Genomic DNA, 24,057 nt, shown 5'->3' with positions numbered 1-24,057 from the left:
GGTTCGCGCGCCGGCCGGCCCGGCTTCAAACGGTTTTTCCGTAGAAAGCCGGTCAAGCCGACGCACCTTCCGTGCGTAGCACATCGCAGGGCCGGGGTGAGGGACCGTCAGGGCGCGGTGGGAGCATGGACGTCATGCGAACAGCGGGTGGTGCGGTGCGGGCGGCGGCGGTGGCCGCGGCGGTGACGGTCCTTCTGGCGGGCTGCGGCGCGGGCGGCGCGTCGGGCGTGGACGGTGGTGACGGTGGTGACGGTGGCGCCAAGGGGGACGGGGCCGGCGCGCGCAAGCACCCCGGCGGACCGACCGGTGGGGCGTCGGCGGCCACCCACCTCGACGCCGTCCCCGGGGTGGGCGGCGCCCTGCGGTCCCGGATCCCGGCCGACTCCCGGCAGGTCGTCGCGGTGTACGGCGCCGGGGTGAACTCCCCGGACGCGACGGTGGTGCTGTACGAGAAGGGTGCCGCCGGCTGGGACCGCAAGGGGAGTTGGCCGGCGCACAACGGCCGGCGCGGCTGGACGCCGGACCACCATGAGGACGACCAGCGCAGCCCGATCGGAGTGTTCCGGCTGACCGACGCCGGTGGGGTGCTCCCCGATCCGGGGGCCCGGCTGCCCTACACGCACTCGGCGGCCTTCACCCCGCCCTCTTACTGGTCGAAGAACACCCGGCACGACTTCGACTACGTGGTGGCGATCGACTACAACCGGGTGCCGGGGACGTCCCCGCTGGACCCCACCCGCCCCCAGGGGCAGTCCAAGGGCGGCGGTGTGTGGCTCCACCTGGACCACGGGACCGGGACGTCGGCCTGCGTGAGCGTGGCCAAGTCCGCGATGGCGACGCTGTTGCGCGCACTCGATCCGGCGCGGCACCCGGTGGTGGTGATGGGGGACCGGGCGCACCTCGCCGGCTGAAACCGGGGGCGGCGGGCGCCTCCGTGAGCGGGGGCGGGACGGGGGCGAGGTGCCTCCTTGGATCAAGCTCCAAGATTCTTGCGGAAGTTGCACCGCCTCTTTCGGGGGGAACGGCTACCGGCCATAGTGACGGACCGCGGAAATCCTCTTCCGTATCCCAGAATCCGTCCATGGAGGAGTGCCCGTGCCGCACGCCACCGGAAGTCTCGCCCGCCGCGCCGGGCGCCTGCTGCGCAAAAGCCTGTTCGTCCAGGTGCTGCTCGCCCTGTTGCTCGGTGTCCTGGTCGGACGCCTCTGGCCGCAGGCGGGCAGTTCGCTCCAACCGTTGGGCGACGGCTTCGTCCGCCTCATCAAGGCGGTCATCGCCCCGCTCGTCTTCTGCGTCGTCGTCGCCGGCATCACCAAGGCCGGTGACCTCAAGTCCTTCGGCCGGATCGGCGTCAAGGCCCTGATCTGGTTCGAGGTCGCGACCAGCATCGCCCTGGTCGTGGGCCTGCTGGCGGGCAACATCTTCAGCCCCGGCGCCGGGATGCACGTCGATCCGGCCTCCCTCGACAAGGGCGCGGTGGACGCCACGACCGGTGGCGGGAAACTGCCCTCCGCGGGCCAGTTCATCCTGGAGGCGCTGCCGAACAGCGCGGTCGGCGCGTTCGCCGAGAACTCCCTGCTCCAGGTCCTGGTGCTGGCCTGCCTGGTGGGCGCGGCGCTGCTGCACCTCGGCCAGCAGCGCGTGCCGCAACTGCTGCCGCTGATCGAGCAGGTGCAGGACGTGGTCTTCACCATCGTCGGCTACCTCATGAAGCTCGCCCCGCTCGCGGTCTTCGGCGCCACCGCCCACCTCGTCGGCCAGTACGGGCTGGGCGCCATGTCGACCTACGGCAAGCTGATCGCGGTCTGCTACGGCGTCGCCCTGGTCTTCCTCGTGCTGCTGGGGCTCGCCCTCAAGGCCGTCACCGGGCTCAGCCTCTGGAAGTTCGTCCGCTACACCCGGGAGGAACTGCTGCTGGCGCTGGGCACCGGCTCCAGCGAGACGGTGATGCCGCGGATGATGCAGAAGCTGCGGGCCGCCGGCTGCCGGGACGACGCGGTCGGCCTGGTGCTGCCCACCGGTTACTCCTTCAACCTCGACGGCGCGTCCATCTACCTCTCCATCGGGACGCTCTTCATCGCCCAGGCCATCGGCGTGCACCTCTCGCTCGGCCAGCAGATCACCGTGGTCCTGGTGCTGATGCTGACCAGCAAGGGCATGGCGGGCGTGCCCGGTTCGGCGTTCCTGGCGCTGTCGGCGACCGCCTCCGCGCTGGGCGTCATTCCGGCCGCGGCGGTCGCCCTGCTGCTCGGCGTCGACCGGATCATGGACTCCATGCGGGTGGCGACCAACCTGCTGGGCAACTGCGTCGCGGTGTTCGCGGTGTCCCGCTGGGAGGGCGCACTGGACCGGGTGACGGCCAAGCAGGTGCTGGCCGGCGCGGTCCCGGCCGGGCCGCAGCAGCCGCCGGCGGCCACCGCCCCCGCGGATGCGGAGGAGGCGGACGGCGCGCCCGTCGCGCCCGGCGAGAAGTGAACTGCGGGGCCCGGTGGCGGACGGCCTGCCACCGGGCCCCGGACGGCGCCTCAGGGGCGCACCCCGGCTACTGAGCGGGCTTGTCCGAATCCATCCCCGGACGGGCCTTCCGCCACAGTCCCCGGGTGAAGTCCGGGATCTCCTGCGGTGCGCCCTGCGCCTTGATCGAGCGGTCGCTCAGCGGCACCGGGGCGGACCAGGTGGCCGCGTCGTACACGTCGAAGTCCGGTACCAGGCCCAGCCGCAGGCACTGGGTGAGTCGGAAGACCAGCATGTAGTCCATGCCGCCGTGGCCGCCGGGCGGGTTGGCGTGCTCCTTCCACAACCAGTGGTCCCACTGGGCGTACTTCCCGAAGTCGCCCCACTCGTCGTTGCTCTGGTCCGGCTCCAGGTAGATCCGCTCGGGGTAGTCCTCGAAGAGCCCCTTGGTCCCGCCGAGGCTGTTGATCCGGCTGTACGGGTGCGGGGTGGAGACGTCGTGCTCCAGCCGGATCACCCGGCCCCTCGCGGTCTGCACCAGGCTGATCGTGCGGTCGCTCTCGACGTACGACTCCTTCCAACTGGGGTCGCCGGCGGGCATGTGCTGCTTGCGGTAGGCGGCCAGCCCCAGCGCCGGCGTGCCGAAGCTGGAGATCCGCACCACCCGGTCCCCGCGGTTGACGTCCATGTAGTTGGCGACCGGGCCGAAGCCGTGGTTCGGGTAGAGGTCGCCGCGCAGCCGGGTGTGCCACAGCCGGCGCCAGGGCCCCTCGTAGTACGCCGGGTCGAACATCAGGCCGCGCAGGTCGTGGACGTACGCCCCGGCGCCGTGCAGCAGTTCGCCGAAGAGGCCGGCGTGCGCCATCCGCAGCACCCGCATCTCGTTTCTGCCGTAGCAGCAGTTCTCCAACTGGAGGCAGTGTCTGCGGGTCCGTTCGGAGAGGTTCACCAACTCCCACAACTGGTCCAGGCGCAGTGCCAGGGGGCATTCGGTGCCGACGTGCTTGCCGTTGAGCATGGCGGTCTTCGCCATCTCGAAGTGCCAGTCCCAGGGCGTCGCCGCGTAGACGAAGTCGACGTCGGTGCGCTTGCAGAGGTTCGCGAAGTCGTGGTCGCCGTTGGTGTAGACGGCGGGTGCGGGCTGGCCGGCCTTGGTGACCTTCGCCGCGGCCTTGGCGACCTTGTCCTTCACCGGGTCGCAGAGCGCGACGACCCGCACGTCCGGCATGGCCAGGAACAGGTCGATCATGCTGCCGCCCCGGTTGCCGAGGCCGATGATGCCGACGCGGACCGTGCTGCGCGGCTCGAAGGGCACCCCGATCATGGTCTTGCCGCGCCGCTCGGGTGCCGCGGCGGAGTCCGTGCCCGCCGCGGGTGCCTGGGGTGCGGCCGCGGCCGCCGGTGAGGTGCCCAGACCGGTGAGTCCGAGTCCGGCGCCGGCCGCGCCGGCGGTCCACAGCACCGAACGGCGGCTGGGCCCGGACTCGTCGGGCTCGTGGTTCTGCGGTGTTGCCTCGTGCATCGGTCCTCCAGAGGAGCGGATCGTACGCGGGACAGTCGTGAACCTCGGTGAGGACCCTGACGGTTGGGTGGCCTGGGGCACAAGAGGGCCCATTGGACTCTTGGTGCGCGTACTTGGACTCTTCGTACACCTCGGGTGCCACCGGGACGTGGTGCCCCGCCCGCCCGTGCCGGTGTCTTTCGCAAGAGCCTGAAAAGCCTTGCCGAAGACCTTGACGTGTCCACGCACGAAACGGCAGGCTCCGAAGCGGAATCCCCCCATGGCGGCCTGGCGCGTGGCTGCTCTCGTGGGCGCGGTCCCCGTGCCCCATGACGAAGGAGCCGCAACAGTGCAACGACGAAGGAGCCGCGACCACGCAGCGACGGGGCGGCCGCACCGCCGGCCCCGCACCCGGGCGCTGGGCGGACTGCTGGCCGCCCTCGGCCTCACCGCCCTCGCCCCCTGGCCCGCACAGGCCACCCCGCCCGGCGACCGGACCGTCACCGCCACCCTCTTCGAGTGGAAGTACGCCGACGTCGCCCGGGCCTGCACCGACCAACTGGGCCCGGCCGGCTACGGCTACGTCGAGGTCTCACCCGCCTCCGAGCACATCCAGGGCGACCAGTGGTGGACCTCGTACCAGCCGGTCAGCTACAAGATCGCCGGTCGGCTGGGCGACCGCGCCGCGTTCGCCGCGATGGTCGGCAGCTGCCACGCCGCCGGCGTCAAGGTCATCGCCGACGCCGTCATCAACCACATGGCGGCCGGCTCCGGCACCGGTACCGGCGGCACCCAGTACACCAAGTACACCTACCCCGGCACCTACCAGGACTGGGACTTCCACGGCTGCCGCCGGAACATCTCCGACTACACCAACCGCGACGACGTCCAGAACTGCGAACTGGTCGGGCTCGCCGACCTCGACACCGGCAGCGACTACGTCCGCACCACCCTCGCCGCCTACCTCGACGACCTGCGGTCCCTGGGCGTGGACGGTTTCCGGATCGACGCCGCCAAGCACATCGCCGCCGGCGACCTCGCCGCCATCAAGGGCAAGATGAAGGACCCGGGGTACTGGGTGCAGGAGGTCGTCTACGGCGCCGGCGAGGCGGTCCAACCCGACGAGTACACCGGCACCGGCGACGTCGACGAGTTCCGCTACGGCACCCACCTCAAGAGCGCCTTCCAGGGCCGCAACCTCGCCCAGCTCAAGTCCGTCGCCGACGGCAAGCTCGGCAGCGACCGGGCCCGCACGTTCGTCGACAACTGGGACACCGAACGCAACGGCTCCACGCTGACCTACAAGGACGGCGCGACCTACGCCCTCGCCAACGTCTTCATGCTCGCCTCGCCCTACGGCTCCCCGAACGTCTACTCCGGCTACCAGTGGACCGACAAGGACGCCGGCCCGCCGGCCTCCGGCAGCTCCGCCTGGACCGGCGAACACGCCAAGCGCGAGATCACCGGCATGGTGGGCTTCCGCAACGCGGTGGGGTCGGCGGAGCTGACCGACTGGTGGGACAACGGGGGCGACGCGATCGCCTTCGGGCGCGGCTCCGCCGGGTTCGTCGTCCTCAACGCCGGGGACGGGGCGGTGAACCGGACGTTCACCACGCCGTTGCCGGCCGGGACGTACTGCGACGTGGTCGCCGCGGACCCGCCTTCGTGCGACGGGCACACGGTGACCGTGGGCGGCGACGGGCAGGCGCAGCTCACCGTGCCCGCCCACGGCGCGGTGGCCCTGCACGTCGCCCGCTGACGGCCGCCCGTCCCGACGGGCCGGGCGCCCGGACGCGCCGCCTCACGTGCCGTATGGAATCGAGGGGTTGCCGGGGCGCGTCGCCCATTCCAACGCCAGCAGGGCCGAGCGGTAGCCCCGGCCCCCGGTGGCGTGGTCCATGCCGATCTCGCAGGTGCGGTTCGCCGAGAGGTGGGCGTCGAAGGGGCGGGCGGTGACCTCGGCGGCCTCCTTCGCGGTGGCCGATTCGGTCAGTTCCCGGTGGAGCAGACCGCGGTCGCCGGCGAAGGCGCAGCACCCCGCGTCGTCCGGGACGACCACCTCGCGGGCGCACGCCTCGGCGACCCGCCGCAGCCGGTCCTCGTCCCCCAAGTGCTGCGTGGAGCAGGCGGGGTGGAGGACGGCGGAGCCGAGGGTACGGCGGACCTCCAGGCGGGGGAGGAGGTCCGCGGCCCACACGACGGAGTCGACGACCGTGAGCGCGGCGTGCAGCGAGCGGTTGAACGGGGTCAGGTACGGCACCACCTCGCGGGCCAGGCCGAGCGTGCAGGACGACGCGTCCACGACCAGCGGCAGCCGCCCGCCGGCGGTCCAGCGCCAGGCCGCCTCGACGATCCGGTTGGCCATGAGCCGGTTGCCCCGCTCGTAGCCCTTGGAGTGCCAGATGGTGGCGCAGCAGGTGCCGGCGACGTCCGACGGGATCCACACCGGGCGGTCGGCGCGGCGGGCCAGCGCCACCACCGCCTCGGGGAGGGACGGCCCGTGGTGGTCGGCGGGCGCGCCGAAGATGCGGTTCACGCAGGCCGGGTAGTAGACGGCGACCGCGGCGGTCCGGCGGGTCGCGGGCGGTCGCCGGGCCGCCGGACCGGGGATCTGCGGCAGCCACTCCGGCACCAGGTCGGGCCGGATCGCCCTGCGGGCGGCGCCCGTCGCCCGGGCCAGCAGCCGGTCGTCGAGCCGGGGCGCGACGGCCAGCGCCAGCCGGGCCGCGCGCTCGACGGCGGCGAAGTGCCGGGCGGCCCGCTCGGCGATCCGTTCCTCGCGCGGGGAGTGCCGCCGGTGCCGGAAGTCCTTCATCAGCGCGCCGGTGTCGATGCCGACCGGGCAGGCCAGTTGGCAGGTGGAGTCGCCGGCGCAGGTGTCCACCGCCTCGTAGCCGTAGGCGGCCAGCAGCGCGTCGTTGACCGGTGAGCGGGGTGGCTGGCGCAGCATCTCGCGGCGCAGCACGATGCGTTGGCGGGGCGTGGTGGTCAGGTCCTCGCTGGGGCAGGTCGGTTCGCAGAAGCCGCATTCGATGCACGGATCGGCGACCGCTTCGATCTGGGGGATGGTCTTCAGGCCGCGCAGGTGCGCCCGCGGATCGCGGTCGAGCAGGACCCGCGGGGCGAGGATGCCCCGGGGGTCGACGATCTCCTTGATCCGCCACATCAACTCCGTGGCGCGCGGGCCCCATTCGAGTTCCAGGAACGGCGCGATGTTCCGGCCGGTGGCGTGCTCCGCCTTCAGCGAGCCGTCGAACCGCTCGACGGTCAGCCGGCAGAAGTCGTCCATGAAGGCGGCGTAGCGGGTGACGTCCTCGGGGTCGGCGGCGTCGAAGGCGAGCAGGAAGTGCAGGTTGCCGTGGGCGGCGTGGCCGGCGACCGCCGCGTCGAAGCCGTGCCGGGCCTGGAGCTCCAGCAGCGCGGTGCAGGCGTCGGCGAGCCGGGCCGGCGGGACCGCGAAGTCCTCGGTGATCAGGGTCGTGCCGGCCGGCCGGGAGCCGCCCACGGCGGTGACGAACGCCTTGCGGGCCTTCCAGTAGCCGCCGATCACGGCCGGGTCCCGGGTGACGGCGTTGCTGACCGACGGCACGGGGGCGATGAGCGTCAGCTCCGCCAGCACCCGCGCCGCCGCCTCCTCGTGGGCCCGCTGCGCCGCCTCGTCGGGCGCCCGGAACTCCACCAGCAGGGCGGCGGTCTCCTTGGGCAGCTCCGCCCAGTCGGCGGGGACGCCGGGCACGCTGACCGAGGCGCGCAGGGTGTTGCCGTCCATGAGTTCCACGGCCCGCGCGCCGGCCTCGGTGAAGCGCGGGACGGCGGCGGCCGCGGCGGCGAGGCCGGGGAAGAACAGCAGGGCGGTGGAGGTGTGCCGGTCCAGTGGCACGGTCCGGAAGACCGTCTCGGCGAGGAAGCCGAGCGTCCCCTCGGAGCCGACCATCAGCCCGCGCAGGATCTCCACCGGGGTCCGCCCGTCGAGGAGGGCGTCCAGGCGGTAGCCGTTGGTGTTCTTGAGCGCGTACTTGGCGCGGATCCGGGCGACCAGGTCCGGGTCCGCCTCGATCTCCGCCTTCAGGGCCAGCAGTTCGGTGCACAGCACCGGTTCGGCCCGGGCCAGTCGGACGTCGGCGTCCGGGCGGGCGGTGTCGACGACGGTGCCGGACGGCAGCACGAAGGTCAGCGACTCCAGCGTCCGGTAGGAGTTGCGGGTGGTGCCGGCGGTCATCCCGGAGGCGTTGTTGGCGACCACGCCGCCCACCGTGCAGGCGACGGCGCTGGCCGGGTCCGGGCCCAGCAGCCGGCCGTGCCGGGCGAGGGCGGCGTTGGCCCGCAGCACGGTGGTGCCGGGCCGGATGCGGGCCCGGGCGCCGTCGTCCAGCACCTCGATGCCGGCCCAGTGGCGGCGCACGTCGACGAGGACGTCCTCGCCCTGCGCCTGGCCGTTGAGGGAGGTCCCGGCGGCCCGGAACACCACGTGCCGGCCGTGCGCGCGGGCGTAGGAGAAGACCGCGGCGACGTCCTCGACGGTCTCGGCGAGGACCACGACCTGCGGGACGAACCGGTAGGGGCTGGCGTCGGAGGCGTAGCGCACCAGGTCGGAGACGGTGTGCCGGACCTTCTCCGGGCCGAGCAGGGCGAGCAGGTCCCCGCGCAGCGGCTCGGGGGTGCCGGCCGCCAACCGCTCGGGCACCCGGTCCGGCGCGGGGTGGGTGGTGCGGGGCCGCAGGGCTTCGGGCGTGGGCTCCAGAAGGGGCACGGTCACCTCCGGTTGGCTGCGCGACGGCCCGTCGGGTCAGGCCGGTGCGGCAGAGCGGTGCGGTTCCCCCGGTCCGTCGACGAGGGTGGCGAGCAGGCCGCCGAGCACCTCGCGCTGGGCGGCGGTCAGGGGTGCCAGGATCTCCTCCGCGGCGGCCCGACGGGCGCCGCGCAACGCCCGCAGCGCGGACCGGCCGGTGTCGGTCAGCTCGATCCGCACCACCCGGCGGTTGGTCGGATCGGGCACCCGGCGCACGGCGCCGTTCGACTCCAGCGCGTCCACCAGCGTGGTCACCGCCCGGGGCACCACCTCCAGCCGCTCGGCCAGGTCGGCCATCCGGGGCGGGGCGTCGTGGCAGTGGCCCACGATCCGCAGCAGCCGGGACTGGGCCGGGGTGAAGGGGATGTCCAGGTGGGTCATGTGGCGCTTCTGAGCGCGCTGCATCCGGCGGGTGAGTCGCACCAGTTGTTCGGCGACGTTGGCCTCGTTCGCGCTGGCCGACGGCTCGGGGGAGGGCATGGCCACAGGGTACAGGACAAGATTCATTGTGAGTCTAGGTAACAATGAGCTAGGCTCGGCAAAGTTTTCGTCCTCCCGGCCGGCCAGCCAGCCGGCCGCCCAACGTCGTAGGTCCCGCCCTCCCCCTTCGAAGGAGCCCATGCGTCCCGAAGAACCGAACTGGACCCCGCCTCCCAAGGACCCCGACGCCCCGGTCCAGCTGCGGCGGATCCTCGCGCTGTTCCGCCCCTACCGCGGCCGCCTCGCCCTGGTCGGCCTGCTCGTCGCCGCCTCCTCGCTGGTGTCGGTGGCCTCCCCGTTCCTCCTCCGCGAGATCCTCGACGTCGCCATACCCGGTCGGCGCACCGGCCTGCTGACCCTCCTCGCGCTCGGCATGATCGCCACCGCGGTCACCACCAGCGTCTTCGGCGTCCTACAGACCCTGGTCTCCACCACCGTCGGCCAGCGGGTCATGCACGACCTGCGCACCGCCGTCTACGCCAAGCTCCAACGGATGCCGCTGGCGTTCTTCACCCGCACCCGCACCGGTGAGGTCCAGTCCCGGATCGCCAACGACATCGGCGGCATGCAGGCGACCGTCACGTCCACCGCGACCTCCCTGGTCTCCAACCTGACCTCGGTCGTCGCCACCGTCGTGGCCATGGTCGCCCTCGACTGGCGGCTCACCGTCGTCTCGCTGCTGCTGCTCCCGCTGTTCGTCTGGATCAGCCGCCGGGTCGGCAACGAGCGCAAGAAGATCACCACCAAGCGGCAGAAGCAGATGGCCGCGATGTCCGCGATGGTCACCGAATCCCTCTCGGTCAGCGGCGTCCTGCTCGGCCGCACCATGGGCCGCGCCGACTCCCTCACCAAGAACTTCGCCGACGAGTCCGAGCGCCTGGTCGACCTGGAGGTCCGCGCCAACATGGCCGGCCGCTGGCGGATGGCCACCATCGGCATCGTCATGGCCGCCATGCCCGCACTCATCTACTGGGCGGCCGGCCTGGTCCTCCAACTCGGCGGCCCGGCCTTCTCCCTGGGCACCCTGGTCGCCTTCGTCTCCCTCCAGCAGGGCCTGCTGCGGCCCACCGTCTCCCTGCTGACCACCGGCGTCCAGATGCAGACCTCCCTCGCGCTCTTCCAGCGCATCTTCGAGTACCTCGACCTGCCCGTCGACATCACCGAGCCCGCCGCACCGGTCCGCCTGCCCGCCCCGCGCGGCGAGATCCGCTTCGAGTCGGTGTCCTTCGCCTACGACCCGGAGGCCGCCCCCACCCTCGACGGCGTCGACCTGACCGTCCCGGCCGGCAGCAGCCTCGCCGTCGTCGGCTCGACCGGCAGCGGCAAGACCACCCTGAGCTACCTCGTCCCGCGCCTGTACGACGTCACCGGCGGCCGGGTCACGCTCGACGGCACCGACGTCCGCGACCTCGACTTCGACACCCTCGCCCGCGCGGTCGGCGTGGTCTCCCAGGAGACCTACCTCTTCCACGCCTCGGTCGCCGAGAACCTGCGCTTCGCCAAGCCCGACGCCACCGACGAGGAGATCGAACGCGCCGCCCGGACAGCCCAGATCCACGACCACATCGCGGCCCTCCCCGACGGCTACGACACCGTCGTCGGCGAACGCGGCTACCGCTTCTCCGGCGGCGAGAAGCAGCGCCTGGCCCTCGCCCGCACCATCCTGCGCGACCCGCCGGTGCTCGTCCTCGACGAGGCCACCAGCGCCCTGGACACCCGCACCGAACACGCCGTCCAGCAGGCCGTCGACGCGCTCTCCGCCGGCCGCACCACCGTCACCATCGCGCACCGGCTCTCCACCGTCCGCGACGCCGACCAGATCGTGGTCCTGGACGGCGGCCGGATCGCCGAACGCGGCACCCACGACGAACTGCTGGCCGCCGACGGCCGCTACGCCGCCCTGGTCCGCCGCGACACGCACCAGGTCGCGGTCGACGCCCCGACCGGCACCCCGGACGACGGCCGCGCCCCCGAGGTCCTGGTCTGACCGGACCCCGCGCGGCGCGGCCGGCTCGCCCCGCCCGGAGCACGGTCCGGGCGGGCCTCAGAGCGCGGCCGGATCGACCGCCCGGGCCATCACCCGGTACCCCTCGTCGCCCGGGTGCTTGAAGTCCCCGCTGTCGTAGGCGGACCGCAGCGCCTCCGGGTCGGCCGGATCCGCCAGCGCCGCCGCGAAGTCGGCCACCGCGTCGAACGCGCCCGCCGTGCGGATCCACTCGTTGACCGCCCGGCGCTTCGCCTCCGCGACCGGCGTGTGGTACTCCGACCCCTTGAACGGCAGGATGGTCCCCCCGACGACCCGCACACCGGCCGCGTGCGCCCGCGCGATCAACTCCCGGTAACCCGCCACGAGTCGCTCCACCGCGTTGTCCGGGTTGGGCTTGTACGTCGGCAGGTCGACCTCGCTGAAGCCGATGTCGTTCAGCCCGACCAGCACCACCACCGCGCGCACGCCCGGCTGCGCCAGCACGTCGCGCTCGAAGCGCGCCCCGGCCGACTCGCCGAACCACGGCGAGTCGTTCAGCAGCAGGTTCCCGCCGATGCCCAGGTTGAGGACGCGCAGCGGACGGCCCTCGGCCGCCAACCGCTCGGCCAGCGCGTCCGAGTACCGCCGGTCGGCGTCGACGCTCGACCCGAAGCCGTCGGTGAGCGAGTCGCCGAAGAGCACCACGGCGTCCCGCCGCGCCGGGCCGTCGTCCGCCAACTCCACCGCGGCCAGGTAGTACCAGGACACCGACGTCTCCCCGAAGACCGCCGGATCCACCTCCCCCAACTGCGCGCCGGCGGCCCGGTACGCGGTGGCCCACGCCTGCGCGTGGAAGGTGGCCGGTCCGGTCGGCCCGGCGAAGTGCAGCGAGACGGTCAACGACTCCAGCGCCGCCACGCTCACCTCCGCCGCGTCGCTGTGGACCTCGCCGCCGGCCGGGATCCGCACCGACGCCGCCCCGTCGAAGGTCAGCGGCCGCACCGACCCGGGCGCCACCGCCGCCCCGGCGCCGGCCCGGGCGATGCTCGCGCCGGACACCTCCAGCGGCGCGGTCCCGTACCGGTTGGAGAGCCTGATGCGGGCCCGGGTCCCGGAACCGGTGACCCGCACGGTCTGCCGCACGGTCTGGCCGGCGAACCCCTCCTCGGCCCAGTTCGCGTGGAAGCCCACGCTCGGCCGCTGCATGGCGCTGGCCCAACCTGCGCTCCAGGCAAGGGAGTTGTCGTTGCTGTTCATGGGGGTGGACTGCCTCTCGGTCATCTGCTCGGTGGCGATGACCAGGAGTCTGCCGACCGGCGCACGGCCCACCCAGACACCCGGCGTTGGTACCCACCGGGTGCCTACCAGCGCCGGGGTCACCCTCCGCTGCGGCCGCCCGCCGCTACCCGGCGCCCCCGTGCTCCGCACCCGCCCCGACCAGCACCACCTCCAGCGTCCGCGGACCGTGCACCCCCTCCACCCGGTCCAACTCGATGTCGCTGGTGGCGGACGGCCCCGAGATCCACGTCAACGGGCGCCGCGGGGACAGCCGCGGCAGCGCCTGCGGGACCGAGCCGACGACCTGGTCGGCCACCCGCACCACGCAGACGTGGTGGTCCGGCACCAGGGTGATCCGGCGCCGTCCCTGGTCCGGGCCGCCGTCCAGGACCAGCGTGCCGGTCTCCGCGACGGCCACCGCACACCCCGTCACCACACTGTCCACCGCGTCGAGGTCCCGCGCGGTGTCCGCGGCCCGGTCCGGTACGACGCTGACGTCGGCGGCGGACAGCCAGCGCGGGTCCAGCCCGGGCGGGACCACCACCGTCCGCGCCCCGCGCGCCGCCAACAACCGGCCGATCAGCGACGGCAGTTCGGCGGGCGCACAGCGGTGCACCAGCGCCCGGTAGTCCGCGAGGTTCACCGCGAGCAGCTCCACGGTCTCCTCCGGCGTCCGGGTCCCGTGCACCCGGCGGTAGTCGCGGGGCACCGGCGGATCGTAGGGGCCCTCGCCGCGCGGCACGTCGGCCAGCGCCCGCCGCACCCGCGCCAACACCACGTCCCTGCTGCTCACGTGCGACCTCCTCGCTCGGGCCCGGCGGCGCCGCCCCGGGTGCGTTGCCACCAGTCGCGGAACGATTCCGCGGGCACCGCCGGCAGCGCCCGGGTGTCGGACCAGGCGCGGCCCGGCCCCGGCAGCCGGCGCGGATGCAGCCGACGGGTCCGCGCGGCCAGGCGCATCCCGCCGCGCAGCGCGCCCGGATGGTCGAAGGCCCAGGCGGCGGCGCGCATCGCGGCCCGCTCCGCCGCGTGCCCCTTGGCGGGTTTGAGCACCACCCGGGCCCCGTGCCGGGTGACCGGGCCGCCCTCCACCACCCGCTCCCGCAGGTGCACCAGCACCTCGGGGATGTCGATCGCCACCGGGCACACCTCGTAGCACGCCCCGCACAGCGACGAGGCGTACGGCAGCGACTGCTCCAACGGGCCTGCCACACCGCGCAGTTGAGGGGTGAGGATGGCGCCGATCGGGCCGGGGTAGGGCGATCCGTAGGCGTGTCCGCCGGCCCGCTCGTACACCGGGCAGACGTTCAGGCAGGCCGAGCAGCGGATGCAGCGCAGGGCCTGCCGGCCCACGGTGTCCGCCAGGGTGTCGGTCCGCCCGTTGTCGAGCAGCACGAGGTGGAAGGTCCGCGGCCCGTCGCCGTCCGTCGTCCCGGTCCAGGTGGTGGTGTACGGGTTCATCCGCTCGGCCGTCGACGAGCGCGGCAGCAGTTGGAGGAAGACCTCCAGGTCCTGCCAGGTCGGCACGGTCTTCTCGATCCCGACGACCGAGATCAGGGTCTCCGGCAGGGTCAGGCACATCCGGCCGTTGCCCTCGGACTCCACGACCACCAGGGTGCCGGACTCGGCGACCATGAAGTTGGCGCCGGAGATCCCCACCTTCGCGGTGAGGAACTTCTCCCGCAGGTGCAGCCGGGCCGCCTCCGCCAGTTCGGCGGGGGAGTCGGACAGGCCCTCGGGCGCCGGGCGGCCCCACTTGCCCATCTCCCGGCGGAAGACGTCCCGGATCTCGGCGCGGTTGCGGTGGATCGCCGGCACCAGGATGTGCGACGGCAGGTCGTCGCCGAGCTGCACGATCAGCTCCGCCAGGTCCGTCTCGTACGCCCGGATGCCGGCGTCGGCCAGCGCCTCGTTGAGGCCGATCTCCTGGGTGGCCATCGACTTGACCTTGACGACCTCGCGCTCGCCGGTCTCCCGGACCAGCCGGGCCACGATCCGGTTGGCCTCGTCGGCGTCCGCCGCCCAGTGCACCCGGCCGCCCGCGGCGACCACCGACTCCTCCAACTGCTCCAGATAGTGGTCGAGGTGACGGAGCGTCCGGTCCTTGATCGCGGCGCCCGCGGCCCGCAGCTGCGCCCAGTCGTCCAACTCGGCCACCGCCCTGGCCCGCTTGTCGCGGATGGTGTGGGTGGCGTGGGCGAGGTTGGCCCGCAGCCGGGTGTCGCGGGTGGAGACGGCCGCCGCCCGGGGGAACGCCGGCATGCCCAGGAAACCTCGGCTCATCGCGCACCGCCTCGATCGCCGCCGCCCGGGAGCGCGCGGCCGGCCGGCCCCGCGTCGGCCTCCGTGCTGGCCAGGATCTCCGCGAGGTGCACCGGGCGGACCGGCGAACCCTGCCGGGCGAGCATGCCCCCGACGTGCAGCAGACAGGAGTTGTCGACCGTGCACAGCGCCCGCGCGCCGGTCCCGGTCACCGCGCGGACCTTGTCGGCGCCCATCGCGGCCGACACCGCCGGGTTCTTCACCGCGAACGTCCCGCCGAACCCGCAGCACTCCTCGGCACCCGGCAACTCCTTCAGCGTCAGCCCGCGCACCCGCTCCAGCAGCCGCCGCGGCCGGTCGCCGAGCCCGAGCACCCGCAGCCCGTGGCAGGTGGGGTGGTAGGTGACGGTGTGCGGGTAGTACGCGCCGACGTCGGTCACCCCCAACACGTCCACCAGGAACTCCGTCAGCTCGTACGTCTTGGGCACGGCCCGCGCCGCGGCCTCGGCCAACTCCCGGCCGCGCCCCTCGGCCGCGGCCTTCGCCGCGATCCGCGGGAAGTTGTCGCGCACCATCGCGGCGCAGGAACCCGACGGGGTCACCACGTACGCGTGGTCCGCGAACGCCCGGTCGAAGCGGCGCACCAGCGGCTCGGTGGCGTGCCGGTACCCGGTGTTGAACTGCGGCTGCCCGCAGCAGCTCTGCCCGGCCGGGAAGTCGACGTCGACGCCCAGCCGTTCCAGCAGCGTCACCACCGCCCGCCCGGTCCGTGGCCGGAGCGTGTCGTTGATGCAGGTGACGAACAGTGCTACCCGCACGGTGCCTCCTCCTCGCGGTCCCCTCCCGGCGCGCCGCCGACCCGACGGCGTCCCCGGGTGTTGCGGTCGTGTTGCCGGCGCATGGCCACCGCCTTTCGGAGTGCCGACGGCCGGACTTCGCGCGCCAAGTCCCTGGCGGCCACCCGCCTCGCCGGTACATGATCACCTGTCGGATCATCCTGCCCCAGCGACGGGCCCAGGAGAAGGACCGGGAGTGGAGGACCATGTCGAGCACATCGCCCATAGCCGAGGACCGGGCACCCGAGGGTGACCACCGGCCGTCGCAGCTGCGGCAACTGGCCGCCGCGTCCGTCGGCAACACCGTCGAGTGGTACGACTGGTACGCCTACTCCTTCCTGGCGGTCTACTTCGCCGACCAGGTCTTCCCCAAGGGCGCCGGAAACTCCCTGGTGCCGCTGCTGTCCTCCTTCGCGGTCTTCGCCGTCGGCTTCTTCATGCGCCCGGTCGGCGGGCTGCTGATGGGGGCCGTCGCCGACCGGCGCGGCCGGCGCGCCGCACTGACCCTGACCATCTTGCTGATGGGCGGCGGCAGCCTGCTGGTCGCGCTCACCCCCACCTACGCGGCGACCGGCGTGCTCGCGCCGGTGGTGCTGGTCATCGCCCGCCTGGTGCAGGGCCTTTCGGTGGGCGGCGAGTTCGCCGCGTCCACCACGTTCCTGGTGGAGTCCGCCGGGCCGGGCCGCCGCGGCCTGTTCTCCAGCTTCCAGTACGTCTCCACCACCCTCGGCCAACTGCTCGCCTCCGGCACCGGAGCGCTGCTCGCCGCGCTGCTCACCGAGCACCAGATGGGCCAGTGGGGGTGGCGGATCGCGTTCCTGATCGGTGCCCTGCTGAGCCTGCTCGGGCTGTGGATCCGGCGCGGCGCCCGGGAGACCCTGCCGCAGGCCCCCGGCGCCGACCCGACGGCACACCCCGCCGCCACCGAGCAGCACGCCGCCCGCCCCGGCCTCTTCGAGGGGCTGCGCCGCTATCCGCGGCAGTCGCTCCTGATCTGCGGCATCACCGCCGGCGGCACCATCGCCTACTACACCTGGACGACCTACCTGCCCACCTACGCCCAGGTCAACGCCGGTTTCGACAAGGGCGAAGCGCTGACCGTCGGCACCCTGTCGCTGGTCTTCTTCGCGCTGATCCAGCCGCTCGGCGGGCTGCTCTCGGACCGGATCGGACGCAAGCCGCTGCTGCTCACCTTCGCGCTGGGCTTCGCGGTGCTGGCCGTGCCGCTGCTCCACCTGGTCACCGACTCCTTCGCCGCACTGCTGCTGGTGCAGTGCGCGGGCATGGTGCTGCTCACCGGCTACACCTCGATCGCCGCCGCGGTGAACGCCGAGGTCTTCCCGGCCCGGGTGCGGGCCGCCGGCATCGGCTTCCCGTACTCGCTGACCGTCGCGCTCTTCGGCGGCACCGCCCCGTACGTCGGCACCTGGTTCCAGCAGGCCGGCCACCCGGACCTCTTCCCCTGGTACGTCGCGGTGCTGTGCCTGGTGTCGTTCTTCGTCTACCTGGCGCTGCCGGAGACCGCCCGCCGGCCCCTGGACGGGTAGCCCCCGCCGGCTAACCGGGCGGCCCGCCCGGGTACGCGGAAGGCGCCGCCCCCCTGGGACGAGGGGAGCGGCGCCTGGGGTGCTGCAAGTCCGTCAGACGAGCCAGCCCACGAAGTGGACGATGCCGGCAAGCAGGCTGGTGAGGAAGTTCATCTGGGTCTGTCTCCTAGCGAATTGCGTTGTGGGACCAACTCTCCGGCCCAGCAAGGGATGTCGGCCGGAGGCGCCGTGACGGTCTGCAGCCCGTCGCTTGCGCCCCGTAAGCATCACTCGCCGCCGGGGGAACGGGGAAGCCGTTCCGTGCTCGACCACGCTTTTCGGCGAACACTCGATCCGGCGTTCGCTTGTTCCCATGCGGGGCAGTGCGGCGGACTTCGGGGCACTTCGGCTGTCGGACAAGGTGCCCGGGCGCGGCGCCGACCCGGAGGGTCCGCCGTCGGTCCGGTTCCGGGGTGCGCGGCCCACCGGCGCCGCGCCGGTGGAAGACTGGCCGTACGCGCCCGACCGGGTGCGGTGCGGGCACGTCGGACCACGGACGCGGGGAGACGCGGATGGCTGACAGACAACAGGGCCGGGAGGGCGCTCCGGGCCGGCCCCAGCGCCGGCCGGTCGTCGCGCTGTACGAGCGGATGGTGGAGGCCATCCGGGGCGGCGCCTACCCGCCGGGATCCACCCTGCCGACCGAGCCCCGGCTGGCCGCCGAGTTGGGGGTGAGCCGGCCGGCGCTGCGGGAGGCGTTGATCCTGCTCCAGGAGGACGGCGTGATCACCGTGCGGCGCGGGGTGGGGCGCACCGTCAACCACCACCTTCCGCCACGCGGCTTCGAATTCCTCAAGCCGGTCGAGGCGCTGCTCGGCGAGGGGCGTCAGGTGGTGACGGCACCGCTGGCCCGCACCCGCGAGGAGCCGACGGACTTCTCCACCCAGCACCTGGTCCTGCCGGCCCACGGTGAGGTGCGCTTCTGGGAGAGCGTGATCGAGGTCGGCGGGCTCCCGGCCTGCCTGACCCAGGAGTGGGCCGCGGACGAGACGGTGGCGCAGCTGCTGCCGGACGCCGTGGCGGCGTTCGACGGGCCCGCCGCCCGGACCTCGTCGATGCTGGGCCTGCTCCTGGACGCCGGCCGCGGACTGCCGCTGACCGGCAGCAGCACCATCGTGGCGACCACCCTCGGCCGGCAGCGCGGCGCCCAGCTCGGGCGTTCCGCCGACACCCCCGGGGTGCTGGTCACCCAGGTCGTCCGGCTCGACCGCACGCCGCTGCTGGCGGCCAAGCACATGCTGCCGCCGGGCGCCCCGGCCCTGCCGGTGTGGCAGGCGCGCTGAGCGGCGCCCGAGGCCCGCACCCCACCCGGCGCCGGCGTGCGCCGGCCGGCTCCCGGTCGTCCGGCGCTGCGGTGGCGGCTCACCCCCGCCCTGTCCCGGGAGCCTGTCCGACAAGGTGAGGTCGTGTCCCTCGGCCTTCCGGAGCCTCGGCGTCACGGCCGGCCGCGGCGGACCGCGCCGGTCCGGTCGGCGTCTCCGCCAGGAGCCGGCGGATCCCGCGGACCGCGGCGCGCCCCGCCCGGTTGGCGCCGATGGTGCTGGCGGACGGCCCGTAGCCGACGAGGTGCACCCGGGGGTCCCGCACGACCTGGGTCCCGGCCATCCGGATCCCGCCGCCCGCCTCCCGCAGCCGGAGCGGCGCGAGGTGGTCGACGGCGGCCCGGAACCCGGTCGCGTAGAGCAGCACGTCGGCCGCGACGGTCCGCCCGTCGTCCCAGGCCACGCCCTCCGGGGTGACCCGTGCGAAGAGCGGCAGCCGGTCCAGGACGCCGCTCTCCCGGGCCTGCCGGACGGCCTCGGTCATCGGCAGTCCGGTCACGCTCACCACACTGCGCGGCGGCAGCCCCTGCCGGACCCGCTCGGCCACCAGCGCGACGGCCGCCCGCCCCTCGTCCGCGCCGAACGGCCCGGAGCGGAAGACCGGCGGCCGCCGGGTCACCCAGGTTGTCGCCGCCGCGACCGGCGCGATCTCGGTCAGCTGCTGGACGGCCGAGGTGCCGCCGCCGACCACCACCACCCGGGCGCCGCGGAACTCCACCGGGCCGCGGTACTGCGCGCTGTGCAGCTGCCGCCCGCGGAAGTCTCGCTGGCCGGGGAAGCGCGGCCAGAACGGCCGGTCCCAGGTCCCGGTCGCGTTGATCACCGCCCGCGCCGCGTAGTCGCCCCGCGAGGTCTCCACCCGCAGCCGCCCGTCATCGCCGTCCCGGACCGCGGTGACGCTCACCGGCCGGTGCACCCGCAGCCCGAACCGCCGCTCGTAGGCGGCGAAGTAGCCGCCGATCACCTCGGCCGACGGTCGCGCCGGATCGGCGTCGGTCAGCGTCATGCCGGGCAGCGCGTGCATGCCGTGCACCTTGTCGTAGGTCAGCGTCGGCCACCGGAACTGCCAGGCACCGCCCGGCTGCGGGGAGTGGTCGAGCACCACGAAGTCCACGTCCGGGCGGTAGCCGGTGCGCCGCAGGTGGAAGGCGGCGGCCAGGCCGGCCTGACCGGCGCCGATCACCACGACCTCGATGTCCCGCACCCCGAAGTAGTTCATGCTTCTACTAACTCGGGGTGGGGGCGGGATCTTCCCACCGACCCCACCCCGCCCCCCCGCGCCGGTCAGCGCCCGCCCGCGAGCAGCAGCGGCGCCCCGCCGGGGGCCGAGGCCGGCCGGCCGTTCGCCGCCGGCACCCCGGCCAGCGGGGCCGGCCCAGCGTCCACCAGCCCCCGCGCGGCGAGCTCCGGCCGAACGCCCTCGCCGAACCAGTACGCCTCCTCCAGGTGCGGGTACCCGGACAGCACGAAGTGCTCGACGCCGAGCCCGTGGTACTCCTCGATCCGGTCCGCCACCTCCGCGTGACTGCCGACCAGCGCGGTCCCCGCGCCGCCCCGCACCAGTCCCACGCCCGCCCACAGGTTGGGCGAGATCTCCAGCTTGTCCCGGGAGCCGCCGTGCAGCGCGAGCATCCGCTGCTGCCCGACGGACTCGCTCTTGCCCAGAGCCTGTTGGGCGGCGGCGACGGTGTCCGGGTCGAGGTCGTCCAGCAGCCGGTTCGCCGTTGCCCATGCCTCCTTCGAGGTGTCCCGCGAGAGGGTGTGCAGCCGGATCCCGAACCGGACCGTGCGGCCCTCCCGCTCGGCCAGGCCGCGAATCCAGTCGATCTTCTGCCGCACCTGCTCCGGCGGCTCGCCCCAGGTCAGATAGACGTCGACGTTCCGCGCGGCCACCGGCCCGGCCGCCGCCGACGACCCGCCGAAGAACACCTCCGGCAGCGGGTCCGGCGGCAGGGCCGTCAGCCCGCCCTCGACCTGGTAGTGCGCGCCGTCGAAGTCGAACGGCCGGCCGCTCCACACCCCCCGCACGACCTGGAGGAACTCGTCCGTCCTGGCGTACCGCTGGTCGTGGTCGAGGTGGTCCCCGAACCGCTTCTGCTCGGTCGAGTCCCCGCCGGTGACCACGTTCAGCAGCAGCCGCCCCCGCGAGACCCGCTGGAACGTGGCGGCCATCTGCGCGGCCAGCACCGGCGAGATCACCCCCGGCCGGAACGCCACCAGGAACTTCAGTCGCTCGGTGACCTGAGTCAGCGCCATCGTCGTCAGCCAGGCGTCCTCGCACCACGTGCCGGTCGGGGTGAGCACCGCCTCGAACCCCAACTGCTCGGCGGCCTTGGCGATCTGCGCCAGGTACTCGACGTCCGGGGCGCGCACCCCGCTCACCGGGGTGATCCGCTCCCGCCGGACGCCCCCGTCGGTGTACGCGTGCCGGTCGACGAGGGTCCGGCCGTCCCCGCCGGTCGGCAGGAACCAGTGCAGGTGTACGGACATGTCAGTGGGCCTTTCCGTAGGTGCGCGGCGCCGTTCCCGAAGGCGGCAGACCGCCGTTGAACCGGGGGTCGACCAACTCCCCGAAGTCGAACGAGCTCGGGATCAGCTTCAACGCGGCGAACGCGTCCACGATCCGCTGCTCGGAGGCGATGGCGGCCTTGTCCACGGCCACCGGCACCGCCGTCCCCCTCGTCCGCTTGACCGCGTCCAGTGCCACCTCCTCCGGCAGCCCGGTCGCCTTCGCCCACGCCTTCGCCCAGTCCGTCGGATGCTTGAACACCCAGTTCTGGGCCCGCCGCAGCCGTGTCGTGTAGTCCTTCAGCGCCCCCGCCTTCGCCTTGTCGTCCAGTGCGGCGGGCGCCGCGACCTGGAAGCTCAGGCCGTTCACCAACCCTTGACCGGTCGTCAGAATGCGGGCACCGGACTGGTCGAGCGCCTGCGAGGTGTACGGGTCCCACACCGCCCAGGCATCCACCTTCCCCCGCGTGAAGGCGGCCAGTGCGTCCGCCGGCTGGAGGTAGTTGAGCGTGACGTCCTTCGGCGACAGTCCCGCCGCCTTCAGCGACGCGACCAACTGGTAGTGGGCCGAACTGCCCTGCGCCACCGCGATCGACTTGCCCTTCAGCTCCGCCGGGCTCTTCAGCGGCGAGTCCTTCTTCACCAGGATCGCCTCGCCGTCCGACCGGCTGTGCGATCCCGCGATCACCTTGATCTTCGAATGCGCGGCCCCCGCGAAGACGGGGGGCGTGTTGCCGACTGCCCCGACGTCCACCGCCCCCGCGTTGACGGCCTCCAGCAGCGGCGGCCCCGAGGTGAACGTCGACCACTTGATCTTGTAGGGCAGGTCGTCCAACTCGCCCGCGGCCCGCAGCATCGCCTCCGAACCGCCCTTCTGGTCACCGACGTTGAGGGTCAGCGACCCCTTGCCGTCGGTGTGCCCGCCCACGCCGCCCCCGGCCCCGTCGGCGCGCGAGGCGCCCCCGCAGGCCGTCAGTGCCATGCCGAGGGGCAGCGCCGCCAGCGCGAGGGCGAGCCGACGGCGTCCCGCCGCCCGACCGCCGGTGAGTGCAGGTCTCATGAGAGGTCCGTCCGTTCTGCCGAGCTGTGGTGGGAAAGAGGGAGGGGCGAAGGGGGAGTGGGAGTGGGAGTGGGAGTGGGGTGACGGGGGTCGAGGTGGTGCCGGGGCGGTGACGGGGACGGTGACCGGGGCTCGGGGCCGTGCCGCACGCGGAGCGCGCGGCCGGACGCCTCAGGCAGCCACCGTCGTCCGCTCCTTCGTCGGTGCATCGGCCGCCCCCTCCCCGTCGCCGTCCGCGTCCGTGACGCCCAGACGGGCGAGCAGTCGGGTGCGCAGCGCGGCGCACCGCGGATCGGCGACATCCCGGGGCCGGGGCAGGTCCACCACCGTCTCGGACGTGATCCGGCCGTCCTCCATGACCAGGACGCGATCGGCCAGCAACAACGCCTCCTCCACGTCATGGGTGACCAGCAGCACCGCGCACCCCCGCTCCTGCCACACCTCGGACACCAGGCGTTGCGCCTTGATCCGGGTCAGTGCGTCCAGCGCGCCGAACGGCTCGTCGAGCAGCAGCAGATCCGGATCGCGCACCAGCGCCCGTGCCAGCGACGCCCGCTGCGCCTCGCCCCCGGAGAGCGTCTTGGGCCAGGCATCCGCCCGGTGATCGAGCCCGACCTCCGCCAACGCCCGTTCGGCCGCGGCCCGTTCGGGGCGACCGGGAAGCCCCAGCAGGACGTTCCGCCAGACCCGCTTCCACGGCATCAGCCGCGGTGCCTGGAACGCCACCGCCTTGCGCCGCGGGACCCACACCTCGCCCCGGATCTCCCGATCCAGCCCGGCCAACACCCGCAACAGGGTCGACTTCCCGCACCCACTGCGTCCCAGCAACGCCACGAACTCGCCTGCCTGTAGCTCCAGTTGAAGCCCGTCGATGACCGGTCGCCCGTCGAACTCCCGCACGAGTTCCGCGACCCGCACGGCGAGCCGCACGCCGCCCGGGGCATCCGCGGGCGGCGGCGCACCGGTTCCGCTCCCGTGGGGGATTCCTGCCTCGGGGCTCACTGCCCCGTGAACGTCGGTCGCCACTGCAACAACAGCCTTTCGAGGGTACGGACGAGGAAATCGGCGAGCAGCCCGAGGACCGCGTAGACCACCAGGCACACGACGATCACGTCGGTGCGGAAGAACTCCCGTGCCTGGTTCATCAGGAAGCCCAACCCGTCGTCGGCGTTGACCTGTTCACCGAAGACCAGCGCCAGCCAGGCGGTCGCCAACGCGTACCGCAACCCGGTCATGGCGCCGGGCAGCGCCCCGGGCAGCACCACGTGCCGCACCAACCCCCACCGGCCCAGCCCGAGCGCGTTCCCGGCCTCCACCAACTGCGCGTCCACGCCCCGAATGCCGGCGTACACGTTCAGATACAGATGGAACGCCACCCCGACCGCGATCAGCGCGATCTTCGGGGCCTCACCGATCCCCAACCAGATGATGAAGAGCGGGATCACCCCCACCCACGGGATCGACCGCAACATCTGCACCGTCGCGTCGACCAGATCCTCACCCAGCCGCGAGAGCCCCGACACCAACGCCAACGCGATCCCGACGACCGCGCCCAACAACAGCCCCACGAGCACCCGTTGCAGCGACACCCCCATCGCCGACGGCAACGTCCCGTCCGCGACCAGACCGCCGCCCGTCCGGGCGATGTCCACCGGCGACGCCAACAGGTCCGCCGGCAGCACCCCGCCGGCGCTCAACGCCTGCCACACCACGACCAGCCCGACGGGCCCCACGGCCCGCCGCACCCACCGCGGCACCACCCACCGCCGTCCCGACACCGGCACCACCCGGGACAGCTCGACGGCCCCGCCCGGCACCACCGACGCCCCGACCGCAACCCGCCCGGCCACGGCAGCCTGCTCACCGCTCATACACACCCCAGACACACGGGCACCGGGCGAGCACATCACGCCGCACCGCGAGGCCGCGTCATCGCGCACGCATCACGGATCCGGCGCCCGAGGCACCCGGCACGCACAGGAAGGAAAACTCAGCGAGAACCGCAGAACGCGAAC

18 protein-coding genes are annotated in these 24,057 nt (G+C 73.5%); 6 read left to right on the top strand and 12 right to left on the bottom strand.

The genetic code is table 11. From position 1 onward, the window contains the following. The first annotated feature begins 134 nt into the window (after positions 1 to 134). Together ACJ6WD_RS00775 and ACJ6WD_RS00770 are read left to right on the top strand one after the other, a co-directional pair. Positions 135 to 911, top strand: coding sequence for a hypothetical protein (locus ACJ6WD_RS00775; protein ID WP_407614929.1), 777 nt, complete (start codon positions 135 to 137; stop codon positions 909 to 911). A 184-nt stretch (positions 912 to 1,095) separates the two neighbouring features. After that, on the top strand, positions 1,096 to 2,475 hold the full coding sequence (locus ACJ6WD_RS00770; RefSeq protein ID WP_233656626.1) for a cation:dicarboxylate symporter family transporter: 1,380 nt from the start codon (positions 1,096 to 1,098) through the stop codon (positions 2,473 to 2,475). A gap of 67 nt (positions 2,476 to 2,542) precedes the next feature. On the opposite strand, the gene ACJ6WD_RS00765 is transcribed toward ACJ6WD_RS00770, so the two are convergent. Continuing rightward, positions 2,543 to 3,976, bottom strand: a complete 1,434-nt coding sequence (locus ACJ6WD_RS00765; protein WP_407614928.1) for a Gfo/Idh/MocA family protein — start codon at positions 3,974 to 3,976, stop codon at positions 2,543 to 2,545. Positions 3,977 to 4,304: 328 nt separating this feature from the next. Between ACJ6WD_RS00765 and ACJ6WD_RS00760 the strand changes: the two genes are divergently transcribed. Continuing rightward, entirely contained in the window at positions 4,305 to 5,714 is a 1,410-nt protein-coding gene (locus ACJ6WD_RS00760; RefSeq protein WP_407614927.1) for an alpha-amylase, read from the top strand. Positions 5,715 to 5,756: 42 nt separating this feature from the next. On the opposite strand, the gene ACJ6WD_RS00755 is transcribed toward ACJ6WD_RS00760, so the two are convergent. Together ACJ6WD_RS00755 and ACJ6WD_RS00750 are read right to left on the bottom strand one after the other, a co-directional pair. Further along, positions 5,757 to 8,705 (bottom strand): FAD-binding and (Fe-S)-binding domain-containing protein, encoded by a 2,949-nt coding sequence (locus tag ACJ6WD_RS00755; protein ID WP_407615102.1) that lies wholly within the window; start codon positions 8,703 to 8,705, stop codon positions 5,757 to 5,759. Positions 8,706 to 8,741: 36 nt separating this feature from the next. After that, positions 8,742 to 9,224: a MarR family winged helix-turn-helix transcriptional regulator gene (locus ACJ6WD_RS00750; RefSeq protein WP_233656628.1), complete on the bottom strand. Its 483-nt coding sequence runs from the start codon at positions 9,222 to 9,224 to the stop codon at positions 8,742 to 8,744. Positions 9,225 to 9,363: 139 nt separating this feature from the next. On the opposite strand from ACJ6WD_RS00750, the gene ACJ6WD_RS00745 reads away from it, so the two are divergent. Next, positions 9,364 to 11,211 (top strand): ABC transporter ATP-binding protein, encoded by a 1,848-nt coding sequence (locus ACJ6WD_RS00745; RefSeq protein WP_020929374.1) that lies wholly within the window; start codon positions 9,364 to 9,366, stop codon positions 11,209 to 11,211. A gap of 57 nt (positions 11,212 to 11,268) precedes the next feature. Here the strand turns inward: ACJ6WD_RS00745 and ACJ6WD_RS00740 are convergent, their stop codons facing one another. The 4 genes from ACJ6WD_RS00740 to ACJ6WD_RS00725 all read right to left on the bottom strand — a co-directional run bounded on the left by ACJ6WD_RS00740 (position 11,269) and on the right by ACJ6WD_RS00725 (position 15,548). Beyond that, entirely contained in the window at positions 11,269 to 12,447 is a 1,179-nt protein-coding gene (locus ACJ6WD_RS00740) for an SGNH/GDSL hydrolase family protein (protein ID WP_407615101.1), read from the bottom strand. A 145-nt stretch (positions 12,448 to 12,592) separates the two neighbouring features. Next, positions 12,593 to 13,261, bottom strand: a complete 669-nt coding sequence (locus ACJ6WD_RS00735) for an LUD domain-containing protein (RefSeq protein ID WP_233656631.1) — start codon at positions 13,259 to 13,261, stop codon at positions 12,593 to 12,595. Further along, entirely contained in the window at positions 13,258 to 14,751 is a 1,494-nt protein-coding gene (locus ACJ6WD_RS00730; RefSeq protein ID WP_233656632.1) for a lactate utilization protein B, read from the bottom strand. Before ACJ6WD_RS00730 ends, ACJ6WD_RS00735 begins: the two co-directional genes overlap by 4 nt. Then, a complete protein-coding gene (locus ACJ6WD_RS00725; protein WP_233656633.1) occupies positions 14,748 to 15,548 on the bottom strand; it encodes a (Fe-S)-binding protein in 801 nt (266 codons plus the stop codon). Before ACJ6WD_RS00725 ends, ACJ6WD_RS00730 begins: the two co-directional genes overlap by 4 nt. 224 nt (positions 15,549 to 15,772) lie before the next feature. On the opposite strand from ACJ6WD_RS00725, the gene ACJ6WD_RS00720 reads away from it, so the two are divergent. Together ACJ6WD_RS00720 and ACJ6WD_RS00715 are read left to right on the top strand one after the other, a co-directional pair. Continuing rightward, complete coding sequence (locus tag ACJ6WD_RS00720) at positions 15,773 to 17,113, top strand: MFS transporter (RefSeq protein ID WP_407614926.1); 1,341 nt, start codon at positions 15,773 to 15,775, stop codon at positions 17,111 to 17,113. 551 nt (positions 17,114 to 17,664) lie between these two features. Continuing rightward, the gene (locus tag ACJ6WD_RS00715) at positions 17,665 to 18,435 is read left to right on the top strand and encodes a GntR family transcriptional regulator (protein ID WP_233656635.1); all 771 of its coding nucleotides are present in this window, start codon (positions 17,665 to 17,667) and stop codon (positions 18,433 to 18,435) included. 79 nt (positions 18,436 to 18,514) lie between these two features. Here the strand turns inward: ACJ6WD_RS00715 and ACJ6WD_RS00710 are convergent, their stop codons facing one another. The 5 genes from ACJ6WD_RS00710 to ACJ6WD_RS00690 form a co-directional block, all read right to left on the bottom strand. After that, positions 18,515 to 19,693, bottom strand: coding sequence for an NAD(P)-binding domain-containing protein (locus ACJ6WD_RS00710; RefSeq protein WP_407614925.1), 1,179 nt, complete (start codon positions 19,691 to 19,693; stop codon positions 18,515 to 18,517). A 65-nt stretch (positions 19,694 to 19,758) separates the two neighbouring features. Continuing rightward, positions 19,759 to 20,964 (bottom strand): LLM class flavin-dependent oxidoreductase, encoded by a 1,206-nt coding sequence (locus tag ACJ6WD_RS00705; protein WP_407614924.1) that lies wholly within the window; start codon positions 20,962 to 20,964, stop codon positions 19,759 to 19,761. A gap of 1 nt (position 20,965) precedes the next feature. Then, positions 20,966 to 22,042 carry an ABC transporter substrate-binding protein gene (locus ACJ6WD_RS00700; RefSeq protein WP_376436133.1) on the bottom strand — a complete coding sequence of 359 codons (1,077 nt, stop codon included), beginning with the start codon at positions 22,040 to 22,042 and terminating at the stop codon, positions 20,966 to 20,968. Positions 22,043 to 22,213: 171 nt separating this feature from the next. Further along, positions 22,214 to 23,026, bottom strand: coding sequence for an ABC transporter ATP-binding protein (locus ACJ6WD_RS00695; RefSeq protein WP_376436436.1), 813 nt, complete (start codon positions 23,024 to 23,026; stop codon positions 22,214 to 22,216). 14 nt (positions 23,027 to 23,040) lie between these two features. Beyond that, complete coding sequence (locus tag ACJ6WD_RS00690) at positions 23,041 to 23,913, bottom strand: ABC transporter permease (RefSeq protein WP_233656639.1); 873 nt, start codon at positions 23,911 to 23,913, stop codon at positions 23,041 to 23,043. Between the last annotated feature and the right edge of the window lie 144 nt (positions 23,914 to 24,057).

It is taken from the genome of Streptomyces sp. VTCC 41912 (assembly GCF_045799175.1).
GTDB lineage: Bacteria > Actinomycetota > Actinomycetes > Streptomycetales > Streptomycetaceae > Streptomyces > Streptomyces albulus_C.
The sequence above is the reverse complement of the archived record's forward strand: the minus strand, read 5'-3'. Positions and strand labels throughout refer to the sequence as shown.